Below are 14,232 nucleotides of genomic sequence, written 5' to 3'. Positions count from 1 at the left end.
ACACTATAATTTTCTTTATGCGTCCAATAAATGCAGTAAAATGACCTTCTTTGTTGCTTAATTTGAACAAATAAGATTTCTGTTCACATATCGGGGAGGCGCTGAAGATGGATAGACTGACGGCTATGAAAGTGTTCGCCGAGGTCGCGGCCCGCAAAAGTTTTACTGCGGCGGCGGACAACCTGGACATGTCGCGGGCGATGACCACCCGGTATGTGAATGAGCTTGAAAGCTGGCTGGGCGCGCGCCTGTTAAACCGTTCGACTCGGCGCATCTCTTTGACGGAAGCGGGAGAAAGCTGTCTGTTGCGCTGTCGACAGATTCTGGATCTGACAGACGATGTGGAAGCTGTCGCCGGTAAACGGGAGACTGAGCCCTACGGGCTGATCCGAATCACGACAAGCGTCGCCTTCGGACAAGTACATTTGGCGCCGGTGGTGGCGGAATACCTCAAGCGTTACCCGAAAACCCGCGTAGACATGCAATTGCTTGATCGTAGCGTCAATCTGATAGAAGAGCGTATTGATCTGGCCATACGCACCACGAACGATCTCGATCCCAACCTGATCGCCCGTAAGTTGACGGACTGCCGTTCCGTCATCTGCGCTTCCCCACAATATCTTAAAGAGCGGGGCGCGCCCAAAACCCCAAGAGAGTTAACGGAACACAACTGTCTGACTTATTCGCACTTTGGCAAAAGCCAATGGCGCTTTACGCACAAGAAGACCGGCGCCGTCGACGCCGCTGAAGTGACGGGCAATCTTAGCGCCAACGAAGTGCTGGCGTTGACCAACGCCTGTACGGCTGGCGCGGGGATCGCCATGTTGCCGACCTATATGGTGACGGATTATGTAAAGCGTGGAGAGCTGACTGCGTTATTAACTGATTGGGAGGCGCTGCGGTTGGGCATGTTTGGCGTTTATCAGTCTCGCAAGCATATGCCCGCCACCTTGCGTACGCTGCTGGATTTTCTGGTGGAGCGCTTTGGCGATACGCCGCCCTGGGACGACGACATTTTAGGCTAGCGGTACCGCCGCCAGGACTTCAAGGAGCAACTGATGTCTCTGCGAAAGCTATGGCGGTCAATGCCGGGAAGTTTGTCCAACACTGACTGTAAGCTCTCGTCGGAGAGTTCATTCTTTTTCTGTTCGACTTCTTCCATGAGCAAGTCGCGAGCGAAACGGCCGCCGCTGGCGTTAGAGCCTCCAATTTTCAAACGCTCTTCTTCTGAAACCGGACGATACTTGATCAACGAGTCCAACTCATCGCAGTCGATATTTTTGTCCTTCTCGCATTTTTCCGGCGCATTGAGCAGCCAGTCTCCAACGACGCCGCAGCTTTCTCTGTAATCCTTTTGACATTGTGTTTCCAGGGCCAGTTCATCGCAGTAAAAGCCGCTGTGTTGCAGGCAGTTCCAGTCCTTTTCGGAGACATTGGCGCGCAGCGGGAGTGAACGCCCGAGATCCCGCACGCCTACGACAGGGGGACGCCAATCGATAACAAAGCGCGCGTTGTCGCAACGATCAGTCGTACACATCTTTTGTAAGGCGCAAACCTTCCAGAGATACACCTCCTCGCAGGGTTTGCCGAACCTGAGCTTACAGACGCGGGTGTCTTCCTCGGTAAAGCAGTCTCCGTTGACGTCATCGCACAATATATCCTCGGTCTGTTTGGGGTCCTGTGCGCTTGCAACGGGGCGTGTCGAATTTGCGACGGGCGGACTTCCTGGTTCAGGTTCTGACGGATGGTTTTTGTAACGCGCTTTCGCCTCATCCGATAGCAATCTGACGCCGTCAATGGCGGATGTGGGGGTAATGACTTGCGCGTCGTTGTCAGCGGGGGCTGCGTCGGAATAGTGCACAGTGCCTTTGGCGTCGGTCCATTTGTAGATTTCAGCCCTGCCGACTGCAGAAAGCGTGAATAAGACGACGGGAATGAGCATCACTAAAACACGCGTCATTGATCGGAGAAGGGGCTGACGGCGTCCGAAAAATCCCATCGCAGTTTGAAGTGAATAACGCATATAAACAGTCCTGTGCGACATTGACTCAGCGATTTTGAAGCTGACGACTAACTGGCAATTAAGCTATGGAATGATAAGCTTTCTTTGATGCGTGAATAATAGTAAATGCCACGTTTTGTCTGGTCATAAATATCCGCTATATACGGGCTCTGTGCTGTGAAAACATAGTCTAACCCACGCTTGAAGGTGCTCGGTATATTCTCTAAATTGGAGATTCAATCTTTAATAATAAGGCCCCAATCAACTCACGGGGTCGTCGGACTTTCCTTCACCGCCTGAGAAGTCTCAATCCAGACATGATAGTCAGGGTTGCGAAGAGGTTTGCGTCAACGGACCTAACGCGTCGGTTTGATGTCCATCATGAAAGCAGACGCCCGCTTGCGCTATAAAGAGCCCGCTATTGCTGTGGCTCTTCTGAAACAGAGTACGTTGCGGAAAGAGCGATGACGCAAACCAGGAATTAAGGGAAATACGGAGAAGGACATGAGATACATTGCGACAATCGCCCTGGCGCTAATACCCGCACTGAGCCCCGCCTATGCTTTGCCCACTTTCAATAGCGCGCCTGCTTATGCGGATGTCGGCCACGATGAGGTGGTTGACGATCATCCGCCGTCATCAGATGAGTGGCTATATGCGCCCTTCGCCGGAAATATAACCCCACGTAATTTGATCCGCGCTGTGACGGACTCTGCCTTATCTGCGCCAGGGCTCTCAAGCTCGCACTTCTCATTCTCCAACTGGGCGGCTACGCGGGAGTTGTATTATGCATCCGGCGTTAACAGCGGTGCGGGTTGGTATGAAAAGTTGATCGTGATTCCAGAGCCAGCTACTAATACGCTCCTGCATACGGCGCTGCTTGTTATGTTGGGAATGAGGATGCGCAGGACTATTCCCAATGAGAAGCTGGTCGCACTATTCGCTGCGTTTTCTTGTAGAAACCGATCTTTGGGATGACGTTAACATGTTTGTAAAGTGACAAAATATCACCTGAAAACAATGCGTTGAATGTCTCTCAGCGATACATTATAGTGCTTGAAATAACAAAATAACTTATCGGCTGTAGAGCCCTCTACAAGCCAGTTCAACTTCTCTTCACGCCAATAAATAAATCCTGCGTCATTACGATGCAAGATACCGTCTCGCGCCAAATTTGGGTTGTATTGGCGTTGGCGATATTAACCCTCGTGAGTTTGCTTTTGACACCTTACGGAACGTCCAATGAGGGAGTGTCGGCATGTCTCACGATCATATGGAAGATCAATAGGATTGATAATGAAACTCTCCAGAACTTTACTATGCGCAGCGATGGCTGCGGGATTGGCCGGGCAAGCTAATGCAGCCCTGATTGAACTGGGCTTTGAAGGCGTTGTTGACACTGTGACGAATGGCGCTGGTAGCGCGCCATATTCTTATGCGGACTGGGTGACTGGAAAAATTCAGTTCGACTCAAACTCTCCTGACTTAGACCCCGTTGATGTAGTGGAAGGTCCTGTGGTAATCACACATGGCTTATATCTGAATGCGTTGACGGATATGAAGTTGAATATCAACGGTGATAACTTTGCGTTTGATGCTTCGAAAGAAAATCAAATCGAAGTGACAAGTGACACTAGCGCTGCGCTTAACTTTAACTTCGATGTTACAGCTTGGTTAACTGCAGAAAGCGGTATGAGTCTGAAGGTCTCCTTTAAAGCGCCGGATGCATTTAGAGGAATGATCGATTACCCGGAATACCCAGACTATATATTGGACGCCCTGCCAGAGAGTGGTTATGGCGGCTCTGGCGTATGGTTTACCGCCGAAGCATACGATGACGAAGATGAACTGCTATACACATTGTTTACTCCAGGCTTCGGCTATATGAATGCTACTGAGTTCAAAAAGGTTCCAGAGCCTTATACGGCGGCCATCTTGCTGATGGGCGCTGCTGGACTGGCGGCTCGACGCTTGAAGAAAGTCTAAAAGATGACGTATATGCCGCTTTGCGTTCAGCAAAGCGGTTTTCCCTCAAAAATATAATTTTGTTTTTCTTCACATAAGATCAATAGGAATGATAATGAAGCTTACTACTACTCTCTTATCCGCATCTGTATTTGCCAGTATGGCTTTTCAAGCCAATGCGGCTTTGGTTGAAATGGACTTTGAAGGTGTTTTTAGCGAAGTGGAATCTGGCGAATCTCCTTATGAAATATGGGGCGATATTTTTAATGTAACCATTCAATTTGATTCGCGCACGCCTGTTTCGGAATACAGTACTGAGTCTACTAATCACTCTGGCGATGTGTGGGTGGATTATTCAGGGAAGTACAATAATGCAATTACAGACTTTAGCTTTTTGGTCGGCGGAGACGAGTATCATCTTGATGACGCTGCTTCCAATGATGTGACGATTGCTGGGTATGTAACTTACGACGAAGAAGGAAATATGTCTGGATACAATTATTATACATTTTCCTTTTCTGCGTGGCTGGAGTCGGTTGATGGTAAAAAAGTGAAAATAAGCTATCTGGGGTCAGATGCATATAGAGAAGATGGTTCTGGTAGCGATGTTCTCTATGCTTTGCCTACCGGCGGATATGGTCCATCCAGTATGACTGGAATTGACTTCGAAGGGTACGATGCAGGCGGAAATATGACGTACAAAATCAAGTCGATATTCTCAGATAGCGCTAGTTATGAGTTCAAGAAAGTTCCAGAGCCCTATACTGCTGCAATGTTGCTAATGGGGGTTGCAGGATTAACCGCAAGACGGTTTATAAAGGCATAGTAACCTAATGACTTGCTGCCCTGGTATTTGCTGGCGCGACTTATTCTATTATTAATCAGGCAGACAAATAGCTTCCTTCTATTTGTCTGCAACGACAGGGCCTGCACATGTCAGGCCCTCTCTCCCGCGGCTTAACGCCGCGCAGGCGCGTCCATGCGCCTGATTATTAACATGCCAATATCATTGCCATGTTAATAATCAAAGAAAGTGGTTTTTGTGCCAGCGCCTGTATTATCAATTTTTCTTGGCCTGATTGGCTTAGTATTTAGAAAGTATAAATTTTAAATGGAGCAATCGATGAAATTAACTACAGTTTTTCTGACATCTGTCTGTGCTTTGGGCATTTCTTTTTCAGCGCATTCTGCTCTTATTGAAGCAGACTTAAATGGTGTCTTTGATACATTAGAGATTGGAAGCGGCCCATATCAGACTGGTGATGATATATTCTCTGGATTTTTTCAGTACAACTCAAACACACCCGTCTCTGAGTATAGCTACAAGGACGAAAAATATGATTTTAAGTATTATTCTGGCAGCTATGCTGATGCGTTTACTGAGTTTTCCTTTATGTTAGGAGGGGATCGTTATCATCTGAGTGATTATGGCCCTAATAGCATAACGATAAGTGGCTATGTTCAGTACGCGGAAGAGGATGGGACTGAGTTTCACTCCGAGTATTATGATATGTCATTTTCTGCATGGTTAGAAACAGATAGCGGCGATAAAGTAAAAATTGGCTTTCAAGCATATGATGGAATAAGGAATACTATTACCGGCCCATTGTTTTCTCTTCCAATTGATGGAAATGGCCCTAATTCAGGCAGTTATATGTATCTTGAAGGGTATAATGTGGATGGCGAGATGACTTACCGCTATGGATCAACCTATAACAGCGATTATTTTGTTTTCCGAGAGGTACCCGAGCCAGCAACATACGCGATGTTGTTGTTGGGCGGTTTGGGCCTGGTCGCGAGACGCCTGAAACGAGCCTGATTTTACCTTTTCTTATTAATAAAGAGGCCTAAGGCCTCTTTATTTGTTTTCAGCTCGGCCATTTGCAAGGCTTAATTTCTCAGCGGCGGCTAAAATAATTTGAATTCATACGCCAGTGAGCAGTTGTTATGCCCAAAGAATACCGCCTTCCCAATCAAGTCAATCGGCTGTTGAAGCGCTGTCTCCTGCACGCCTTTGTTTTGGTTGCGGTGTGGATGGCGTTATTCGGGCCATGGCGAAACAGAATCATTGATTGGCTTCCCTATTTGGAGAAGCATGGGACGGAGCTTTTCGTCGTTTTCATATTTATCTGGTCGGTGCAGTTGCTACGTTTTATACGCAGAGGCGCTATTTCGGCCATCGCGTTGCAAGACCATGCGGTTCGCTTGACTTATAGCGGTTATTTTTCTGATGAGCCTATTACTGAAAGAACGCTAGAGGCCAAAGATATTTATTACATTGGCAGGCGAGGTTTTAACCTGGCGCTGGTCACCTCTGAGGGGCGTGTTGAGCTGGGCGCCTCTGCAGTCGTGAATGAGTTTCTAAGAGATCTGCAAAATGCTTTCCTGCTGAACAAAATGCACTATCAAAGCCTGGATAAATCTCGCTTGTATGACATCTTTCAAGCATTGCCGGCGGGGGCGCAGGCGGAGTTGGTGGGAGAGGTCATTAACGAGAAAACAGAGGCCGAGGCGCTTGAGCGCCAGCGGGAGTACTTTACGGAAAGTGAAGAGAGCGAGTCTTTTGTTCAAGTTGGAAATGTTTATAAGCCTCGTCGTCTCAAAGCGCTGCCAGAACTTTCCGTTTCTGTTTGTCCCCGGTGTGCGAGCGAATCGATGTTAAGTGGTGAGTTGCGTCATGTGCATGCTGTTCCGCTTGAACTCGACGACGCGAAAGCGAAGGGTATACGCCAGAGACTAGCTAACACGCTTCCGCTGTTGGATACTCGAATACGCGCCTGCCTGTCATGTGGGCTGGTGGTAGGTCAAACGCCGTCTGCTAGTTTGCAGGCGCAGGTCAGGAAGTATGGTTCGGATGAGCTTCGAGCCAGACTGGAGGAAATATCCGACTCGGGGGACTTTACTTCGAATGTATCTGATCGCTCAGACGCATCGTGACTTTATCGATACCCTCGCCAAATCCGTCAATCTCTGATTTTTCTATCGCAAAGCCATAGCGGGCGAAGAAGCCTTGGGTGTGTTGTGATGTTTCAATCACAATCTCTTTTCCATGATGCAGGCGTGTTGCTTGCTCCAGCCGATGTTGTAACAGTTTTTCACCCAGCCCTGTTTTATGTTTTGTTCGGGTGAGCATGCCCCAGGATAAATAGACCGTATCCTGATAGAGGCGTAGTCCGCCGCATCCCACGAGCAGGCCATCCAATAGGGCGACGTAATACAGATTATCGTCAGCCTGGGTCACGCTATCGAGGAACTCATCGAATTGTTCTTTTTCATGAGGCGCGAAATATTTGTCGAGATTGCTGTCAAAAATACGGAGGCAATCTTGTTTGTGGATAACGGAATAAAGTTTGATTTCCATGGTGTGCGCCCCTGATTTTGTCACGTCCTGCCTGTTGGCCATACCGATCATAAGATTAAGTTGCAAGCTGCTGTTCTGCAAATGATTATTAGAGCCTGTCGGATTTGATTCCACGTTTGTCGAAAAGGACGTTAGGAATGATGTTGTCCGCTTTTCAAAAGAAGTCACTCAGCGAGGAGAATGATGGATATAAAGCTTTTTCAGGTTGACGCCTTTACCGATGAAGTCTTTGGCGGTAATTCCGCGGCTGTGTGTCCATTGGAGGCCTGGTTGCCTGACTCTGTGCTGTTGAAGATTGCACAGGAAAACGCTTTGGCGGAAACGGCCTTCTTTGTGCGGGAAGGGGATGCGTTTCATCTGCGTTGGTTTACGCCGGAAATAGAGATGGATTTATGCGGCCATGCCACCCTCGCATCCGCTCATGTTTTGACGACACATCTTGGTTATGAGCGTGACACCATAATATTCCGCTCCCTTAGCGGAGAATTGCGAGTGACCAGGAGAGATGGACGGTTGACCCTGGACTTTCCCGCCCGGCCGCCGAGCGTGGCGACAGCGCCGGTTGAGGTGCTGGAGTCGCTTAATATCCAGCCGCTGGAAGTCTTGCGCGCACGGGATATCGTGCTGGTTTACGCCGATGAGGGCGCGATTCGGGCGCTGCAACCAGATCGAATGTTGATGGATCGCATAAACCTGGACCCTGGTGGCGTAGTGGCGACGGCGCCGGGCAAAGAGGTTGATTTTGTCTCCCGGTTTTTTACGCCCCAGGCGCACATTTTCGAAGACCCGGTCACTGGGTCCGCGCATTGTTCTCTGGCTCCGTATTGGGCGGTCCGGTTCGGCAAAACTTCACTGAGCGCCGCGCAGTTATCCCAGCGCGGAGGTCGTCTGGATTGTGAAGTGGCTGGCGACAGGGTGCTGATGTCCGGGTCGGCAGTGACTTATCTGAGAGGCGTTATTTCGATCTGAACAAACTCGTTTTCGTCAGCTCTAAGAAGCGTTTTTCTTTTGCGCCGGTTATGCCATTATCCGACTCAGATTTTTGATTTTTGTTGAGATAGCGGCGTAGCGAATGACTCCTGGCGAATCAGAAAAACTGGTGCTTGAACATGATGCAGCTCGTTTGTTCATGCGGTGTTATGAGCGGCTGACGGGGACGCCAATCCGGCATATCTGGCACAACCAGCCGATCAAACCGGATGTTTCCTGCTTTCTGAACGGCGAGCGTCTGGATATGGAAATTGCGCATTTGTATGGCTCAGAAAAGGAGGCCATGCAATTACTGGGGCGCGACCTGGACCGCAATACGCTCCATGAACTGCAGATGCTGGAGGAATCGGACGCCGACGGACGTTTGCTGCGAGCGTTGAACCGCATACTCGCCAACAAAGCCTTGAAGACATACAAAAGCGAGCGGGTTTGGCTGGTCATCCGCAATGCCCATCCGGCATGGCGCGCCGATGAAATTCGCGGTTTGCAGCACTGTATTCAGGTGCCGGACAGTCATCCTTTTGAGCAGATATGGATGGTGGCGGATATGAAGGCGGAAAGCGGTATCGTACAGCTGTTTCCTTGAAGTGGAGACTGCGGCGCGATCGAATCGCCGCAGTCAAAGGCCCTTAGCTTTGCGTGTCGTCGTCCATGGCGGCGGTCTGGAATACGCCGGAATTTTTCTCCTGTTCGTATTTGAGCGCCGCTCCCGCGACGGGCGCGCTTTTTCCAGTGACCATCCATTGCTTGATGCGGTTGGCGTCGCCAATAGGCGTGCGTCTGCCATAGGAGTCCAACAGCACGATTGCTACAGGACGTTCGCCTACATCGGCCATCATCACCAGGCAACGACCGGCTTCATTGATAAATCCGGTTTTACTGAGTCTGATGCCCCACTCACCTTGGCGCACCAGAAGGTTGGTGTTGCGGTACTCCATTTCGTTTTCCGTTTCGCCGAGCTTGATCAGGTGGCTGGGGGTCGTGGTGTAATCACGGATGAGTTTATAGCGCGACGCGGCGGAGACCATTCTGACCAAGTCCGACGCGGTGGACACATTCTCCATGGACAATCCGCTGGGCTCGACAAAGCGGGTGTCGCGCATGTTCAGCGCTCTCGCCTTGTCATTCATGGCGTTGACGAAGGCGCTCATACCGCCGGGGTAGGAGCGTCCCAACGCCAGCGCAGCGCGGTTTTCCGAAGACATCAGTGCGAGTAGCAGAAGCTCGCTGCGGGGCAATACCGCGCCGATACGCATCCGCGAGTAAGTGTTTTTCCAAGTGTCGACGTCCTCTTCCGTAATCGTCACCATTTCATCAAGGGGCAATTCCGCATCCAGCACCACCATGGCGGTCATTAGCTTGCTGATGGATGCGATGGGCGCCACCGTTTCCGGATTTTTGGCGAATAACGTAACGCCGCTCTCCACATCCACCACCTTGGCGTTCACGGAACCCAAACTGATGTTGGACGTATCCAGGCTTTGCAGGTTTTCAGGGAGAGTGGTTTCAGAATCAGCGAGCACAACCGAGGAACAGAATAAAAGAGACAGAGCGATCAGGATGTTTTTCATAAATGGCGCAACGTTGTAGTCAGGTCTGAAAAGTATCTTGCCGCACGAACCCCGACCGTAAACGGGTGTAAGGCGTTAAACAGGGTCTATTGCTCTAGCATAGACCAATTGTGTGATTTTGCACCCATGGAGCGACAAAATTACACAATTCTATACCTTTTTAATCAAAAGATTATGGTCTTCTTTTAATGTGGTTTAGGTCAATGGGAAATCCGGTATAAAGCAAAGGTTTAGCGTGGATTAGGTCACGCCGGGCAGGGTTGTTTATTGGCTTCCATGAATACGGATATGTTGGATTTTTTCCGGTGGAAAACTGGCTATGTGGCAGAGAAAGTCCAGCCTCATACAGTTTTAACATTACTGGCTTTTGCTATTTGCTGATATCGACTTGAAAGGCGCGGTGGGACGCGCCTTATTGATGAAACAACCTACTTGCTGCGTTTCTTCGCTTTTTTAGGCGCTGGTTTTTCCTGACTGTAGCCAAGAATCATGGCCTCAAACGCCATGGATTGCGCCAGTAATAGCGCGGCGTTTTCATTCTGGACGGGGATCTGTCCCGCGCTCTTCAACTCCTCGTCCTCCATACAGGTGCGGAAGTAGAGATTGTGCACGCTGCACTCAAACATGACGCTGTCGCTGGTGGGGGTAATCGTCAGCGTGTAGATGGCTTCGTCATCGTCGGGGCCTTTAATAGGCTGCTTGAAACGGATGGTTTCGCCTTTGACTATTTCAAGCGCATTTGCATCGGGTATGGCGCGGCGGCGGGACAGGCGGCTGACGTCGAAAGTGTACAGTTCCGCCTTGTCTACACAGCGCTTAAGTTTCTTTAAGCTGCCATCTATGCGTTTATCGCCTTTGAACCGCGACAGGATCTGCGGCAGCCTGATCAGCGTCGGTTCTTCATCGCTCCAGTCCCCCAGGGGAAATGACAAGCGGTGTTCCATCGCTTGAGAGAGCGCACTGAGCAACGGCTCCGAATCCTGATTTTGATTAATGGCGATGGCGCGCGCGGCAATTACATCCAGCCAGGGTAGAAAACGGGGAGCTGGATGGGTGAGTTGCGCCAACAGCTCAGTTAAGTCTGCGCCGTATAACCACTCGCGTAAGCTGGCTTCAGGCTCCACGAAACGCATGGTGTAGAGAATTGTGTTGAAATGGTCCGTCGCCATATGCTCCAGTTGCAGGAGGCTCGCCAATGCAGGCTGTGCCTCAACTCCCTGAATGCGTAAGGCGCGCAGTCCTTCCCTTGCTTCGACTCTATCGGTGTCGTCAGCACTGTATTGCAACAGGTCTGTTAAATATTTGGATAAAGCAGGTATGGCTTCCGGAGAGACGTGGTTTTCCTTGTAGATGCGTTTGCATACATGGTCCGGATCGTGTCTCTCAGGATGACCCAGAGCGTCAGCGAGCTTGTCCACTTCGACATAACGGGCGAACTGGTCTTTCTTCCTTTGAGCAGGGGCCTCGATGCCATCTTTATTGAGCGCGCGATAACTGTCCCAAGCGATTTCTTTGAGCAGAACTTGTTCGGGAAATAAGTCATTGTGATCAGAATAAAGGTGATAACGGACGTCCTCCATCAGCGACGTCAGCTTAAGTTCCCCCGCTGCGCGCAGGGGGCCGCAAATGCGCGTGGCGTTACTGCGATTGCCCAGCAGCCGACGCGCCCAGCTCAATAATTCAGCGTTATCTTTATCATCCGCCAACAAGGCGTAGAGCTGCCCGGATTTGATTTCCAGGTCGAAATACGCACTCTCAGTTTTACGTTTAAATAGTTTTTTAGCGGTGGCTTTGGCCGCTTTGGGATCTAATTTGCACCAGGCGATGGCGGCCTCAATATAGTTCAGCAGTGTGAGGTCTTCGATGGTCATTTCAGTATCGTTAACTTCAATCGCTGCGACGCGCGTTACGTAATATTTAGCGAATTCCGCATGCTCTTTCAGGTTGTGGTTCCCGGCGAGCCTGAAGGCGTCTCCCAATATGTGCTTGAACAACCTGAAATGCTCACGGTTACCGAGAAGCTTTTCCGCGACCTGTAAGGCTTCGCTGGAGTTTTCCTGCAAAAATATATGCGCTGCCGTTAGATAATGGTTTTCCACATTGATCATATTATCCAGCGTCGGGCCTTCCTCTCTGCGCTGCTGGGCCTGCTCCTGCTGATTTTTCAACGCGACATCCAGAATATCGAACAGTCGCCAGGCGGCTTTGCCCATCATTTCGTTGCGACGGGGATGCTGGCTGTTCTGCAAGCATTGAATGACATATTCCAGGCGATCATCGTCCGGAGGCAGTTGTGATACTGCCGCTTCCAGCGCAGCCATTGCGTTGTCGTCGTCATACTTACCAAGAGTCAGGGTGATGCCTGAGTAAGCTTTTTTATGATCTGCGTCGTACTTCAACCCGGATTTAAACGCAGCGGCCAAAGGCAGTGACAAGCGCCTGTCTATAAGCTCTGGCTGTCGCTTGTAGGGCCACTCATTAAACGCGTCTTCAGTTCGCTCCTTGAAATAGGCGGTGACTATTTTATTGAATTCACTGTCTTGTTCTCCCAAGGCGGCCAGCGCTAAGTCATGTGTTGCGACGTCATCGGGGTATTCTTCTATCAGAGTAAGCGGGTCGACGCCACTGGCGAGACGCTGTTTGCACTCTTTGGGTTTTAGCCGTTTAAGCTGGGTCTCGCCTCTGGCTTCCAACAGGGCTGCGCGGCGCGCAGGTTCAAGATGCTCAGGTGAGCTATTGGCTTGAGTCTGGCTTATGAGGTCAGTTATTTTCTGATGATCAAGACGTCCGAATTGCGCTGAGTCCGGCTTGGTTTCCAAGGCGGTCAGTGTTTCATACAGGGCTTCCGCCAGCGCTTGCGTAATGCTTCCGAGGGCGTTGGCCTGTCTGACCAGATTAATCGTGTTGCGACAGGCGACATGATTGCCCAGAAAGAAATGCGCGAGCATCCAATAGTTCGCCAGCGCAGGTTCTTTATCGAGTAATGATTTCTCCCGCTCGTACACTTCAAACGTTGGGGCTTGATCCATTTTGGAGGCGAAGGCGTAAGTGGGGCGGCCGGAGGGATGGCCATGCAGCCAATCTGTGCGGCTGAATAATTGTTTGGGGTCGTGATAGTAAGGGCGTTGTTCTATTTCCGCTTCGGCGAAGGAGTTGAAGTCTTCAATGGCTTGTTTGGCGGCGTCGGAGTGTTTGCTGAACCATTCTTCTTCCTGGAAGTCTTCTTCGTACTCCTCCTCTTCATCTTCATCCTTATCATCCATGTCATCGTCGTCCGGCTCTCTAAGGCAGTCCTCCTCCCAACGGTCTGCGACGAAGTCGGCGATGGAGAAATACTCTTCGGAGGACGGCTCCCCGGTTTCGTGATCATAAACTATCACTCGGGCCGTACCGAGAGGAGAGGGGAGCATGTTGAGAAAGCAGGTATCGCCGCTGGGGTCCCGGCCGATAATTTCGAGCCCGGTGAGCAGGCGCATAATCAGTTCGAAGTCACGGAGAGAGGTAGCGATGTCTTTGGCGCTGACTTGGTCAGGCAGGCTCATCATTTCGCCAGCAAGCATCCAGACGTCTTGGGCGACGCCACTGTACCTGTCATAAGCGGTCATGCACTCTTCCGCTTCGATAACTTCAGCAGGGACGGGATAGCCGAAAAGCGCCTCTACACGTTTGGCTTTGTCCTCGAATTTACCTTTTTGCTTGCGGGCGATGTTTAAGAAGTCCTTTCTGTCCGCGTCCTGCTGCAGCATGTAGTAGCTCATGATTTCCGCCAGCTTGCCGCCCAGCAGATTGTCTCGCGTCAGTATGGGATTATTCATTCTTTCTTCCAGAAAATGCAGGTCTCATAAATGAATGGCGTGTTTGTTCTGAAAAACAGCATAACTCATATTTCGACATATCCCGAACCGACACCCGGGCCAGGAAGAATCCGTGGCGCTTGAACATCAGATAGGAACGGAACACGACGAAACTGATCGACTCCGAGGTGACTTGCGGGGTGATCTCGTCAGAGCCATGGCCAGTGTAGGCCTCGATTCCGGCCCAGTATGGCGAGTTGGCGCATACCAGCTCTCCCATATGATTGAGTTTGCAGAGTATTTCCGCCATGCCTCTGGTTTGCGACGGCGAGAAATGGCTGACGAATACGCCGTTTTGGATCAGCAGGTTGTTCAGGTCCGCAATGTCGCAGACTTCTTCTTCGATATTATCGTTGGCGTACACCAGCTTGAAGCGGGTGAGCCGGGCGATATCCTGATAGGTGGCGCGTTCCTCAAACTCGCTCACTGAATAAAGAGTGAGCTCCCAACCAACGCCACAGATTTTTCCCGCCACTTTTGTCATTGTCT

13 protein-coding genes are annotated in these 14,232 nt (G+C 50.4%); 8 read left to right on the top strand and 5 right to left on the bottom strand.

Translation table 11 applies throughout. From position 1 onward, the window contains the following. Window positions 1-107: 107 nt before the first annotated feature. Window positions 108-1,025, top strand: a complete 918-nt coding sequence (locus EUZ85_RS26970) for a LysR family transcriptional regulator (RefSeq protein WP_127973230.1) — start codon at window positions 108-110, stop codon at window positions 1,023-1,025. Here EUZ85_RS26970 and EUZ85_RS26965 read toward each other — a convergent pair. Then, window positions 1,022-2,023, bottom strand: a complete 1,002-nt coding sequence (locus EUZ85_RS26965) for a DUF4124 domain-containing protein (protein WP_206617958.1) — start codon at window positions 2,021-2,023, stop codon at window positions 1,022-1,024. The two genes, EUZ85_RS26970 and EUZ85_RS26965, sit on opposite strands and share 4 nt — an antisense overlap. A 483-nt stretch (window positions 2,024-2,506) precedes the next feature. Here EUZ85_RS26965 and EUZ85_RS26960 point away from each other — a divergent pair, with 483 nt between their 5' ends. From EUZ85_RS26960 to EUZ85_RS26940, 5 genes are all read left to right on the top strand, one after another. Beyond that, window positions 2,507-2,980 (top strand): hypothetical protein, encoded by a 474-nt coding sequence (locus EUZ85_RS26960; protein WP_127973229.1) that lies wholly within the window; start codon window positions 2,507-2,509, stop codon window positions 2,978-2,980. A gap of 318 nt (window positions 2,981-3,298) precedes the next feature. Next, window positions 3,299-3,988 (top strand): PEP-CTERM sorting domain-containing protein, encoded by a 690-nt coding sequence (locus EUZ85_RS26955; protein WP_164887376.1) that lies wholly within the window; start codon window positions 3,299-3,301, stop codon window positions 3,986-3,988. A gap of 94 nt (window positions 3,989-4,082) precedes the next feature. Next, window positions 4,083-4,793: a PEP-CTERM sorting domain-containing protein gene (locus EUZ85_RS26950; protein ID WP_164887375.1), complete on the top strand. Its 711-nt coding sequence runs from the start codon at window positions 4,083-4,085 to the stop codon at window positions 4,791-4,793. Window positions 4,794-5,090: 297 nt separating this feature from the next. Further along, entirely contained in the window at window positions 5,091-5,786 is a 696-nt protein-coding gene (locus EUZ85_RS26945; RefSeq protein ID WP_206617957.1) for a PEP-CTERM sorting domain-containing protein, read from the top strand. A 128-nt stretch (window positions 5,787-5,914) separates the two neighbouring features. Beyond that, complete coding sequence (locus tag EUZ85_RS26940; protein ID WP_127973225.1) at window positions 5,915-6,904, top strand: hypothetical protein; 990 nt, start codon at window positions 5,915-5,917, stop codon at window positions 6,902-6,904. Here EUZ85_RS26940 and EUZ85_RS26935 read toward each other — a convergent pair. After that, the gene (locus EUZ85_RS26935) at window positions 6,867-7,328 is read right to left on the bottom strand and encodes a GNAT family N-acetyltransferase (protein ID WP_164887374.1); all 462 of its coding nucleotides are present in this window, start codon (window positions 7,326-7,328) and stop codon (window positions 6,867-6,869) included. The two genes, EUZ85_RS26940 and EUZ85_RS26935, sit on opposite strands and share 38 nt — an antisense overlap. Before the next feature lie 183 nt (window positions 7,329-7,511). On the opposite strand from EUZ85_RS26935, the gene EUZ85_RS26930 reads away from it, so the two are divergent. Then, window positions 7,512-8,297 (top strand): PhzF family phenazine biosynthesis protein, encoded by a 786-nt coding sequence (locus EUZ85_RS26930; protein WP_127973223.1) that lies wholly within the window; start codon window positions 7,512-7,514, stop codon window positions 8,295-8,297. A gap of 103 nt (window positions 8,298-8,400) precedes the next feature. Further along, a complete protein-coding gene (locus tag EUZ85_RS26925; protein WP_127973222.1) occupies window positions 8,401-8,904 on the top strand; it encodes a hypothetical protein in 504 nt (167 codons plus the stop codon). Between the two features lie 43 nt (window positions 8,905-8,947). Here EUZ85_RS26925 and pbpG read toward each other — a convergent pair whose 3' ends face one another. The 3 genes from pbpG to EUZ85_RS26905 all read right to left on the bottom strand — a co-directional run bounded on the left by pbpG (window position 8,948) and on the right by EUZ85_RS26905 (window position 14,227). Next, window positions 8,948-9,889, bottom strand: a complete 942-nt coding sequence (gene pbpG, locus EUZ85_RS26920) for a D-alanyl-D-alanine endopeptidase (RefSeq protein WP_127973221.1) — start codon at window positions 9,887-9,889, stop codon at window positions 8,948-8,950. 428 nt (window positions 9,890-10,317) lie between these two features. Continuing rightward, the gene (locus tag EUZ85_RS26915) at window positions 10,318-13,704 is read right to left on the bottom strand and encodes a hypothetical protein (RefSeq protein ID WP_164887373.1); all 3,387 of its coding nucleotides are present in this window, start codon (window positions 13,702-13,704) and stop codon (window positions 10,318-10,320) included. Beyond that, window positions 13,697-14,227, bottom strand: coding sequence for a hypothetical protein (locus EUZ85_RS26905; protein ID WP_127973218.1), 531 nt, complete (start codon window positions 14,225-14,227; stop codon window positions 13,697-13,699). The genes EUZ85_RS26915 and EUZ85_RS26905 overlap by 8 nt, the downstream gene beginning before the upstream one ends. Window positions 14,228-14,232 lie beyond the last annotated feature (5 nt).

This window comes from Hahella sp. KA22 (assembly GCF_004135205.1).
Classification (GTDB): Bacteria; Pseudomonadota; Gammaproteobacteria; order Pseudomonadales; family Oleiphilaceae; genus Hahella.
The sequence above is the reverse complement of the archived record's forward strand: the minus strand, read 5'-3'. Positions and strand labels throughout refer to the sequence as shown.

Bases quoted from the DNA above. Each gene is read 5' to 3' on its own strand.
- EUZ85_RS26905 (WP_127973218.1), bottom strand. From the start codon at position 14,227: ATGACAAAAGTGGCGGGAAAAATCTGTGGCGTTGGTTGGGAGCTCACT.
- EUZ85_RS26915 (WP_164887373.1), bottom strand. From the start codon at position 13,704: ATGAATAATCCCATACTGACGCGAGACAATCTGCTGGGCGGCAAGCTG.
- EUZ85_RS26945 (WP_206617957.1), top strand. From the start codon at position 5,091: ATGAAATTAACTACAGTTTTTCTGACATCTGTCTGTGCTTTGGGCATT.
- EUZ85_RS26930 (WP_127973223.1), top strand. From the start codon at position 7,512: ATGGATATAAAGCTTTTTCAGGTTGACGCCTTTACCGATGAAGTCTTT.
- EUZ85_RS26935 (WP_164887374.1), bottom strand. From the start codon at position 7,328: ATGGAAATCAAACTTTATTCCGTTATCCACAAACAAGATTGCCTCCGT.
- EUZ85_RS26965 (WP_206617958.1), bottom strand. From the start codon at position 2,023: ATGCGTTATTCACTTCAAACTGCGATGGGATTTTTCGGACGCCGTCAG.
- EUZ85_RS26970 (WP_127973230.1), top strand. From the start codon at position 108: ATGGATAGACTGACGGCTATGAAAGTGTTCGCCGAGGTCGCGGCCCGC.
- EUZ85_RS26950 (WP_164887375.1), top strand. From the start codon at position 4,083: ATGAAGCTTACTACTACTCTCTTATCCGCATCTGTATTTGCCAGTATG.
- EUZ85_RS26940 (WP_127973225.1), top strand. From the start codon at position 5,915: ATGCCCAAAGAATACCGCCTTCCCAATCAAGTCAATCGGCTGTTGAAG.
- EUZ85_RS26955 (WP_164887376.1), top strand. From the start codon at position 3,299: ATGAAACTCTCCAGAACTTTACTATGCGCAGCGATGGCTGCGGGATTG.
- EUZ85_RS26925 (WP_127973222.1), top strand. From the start codon at position 8,401: ATGACTCCTGGCGAATCAGAAAAACTGGTGCTTGAACATGATGCAGCT.
- EUZ85_RS26960 (WP_127973229.1), top strand. From the start codon at position 2,507: ATGAGATACATTGCGACAATCGCCCTGGCGCTAATACCCGCACTGAGC.
- pbpG (WP_127973221.1), bottom strand. From the start codon at position 9,889: ATGAAAAACATCCTGATCGCTCTGTCTCTTTTATTCTGTTCCTCGGTT.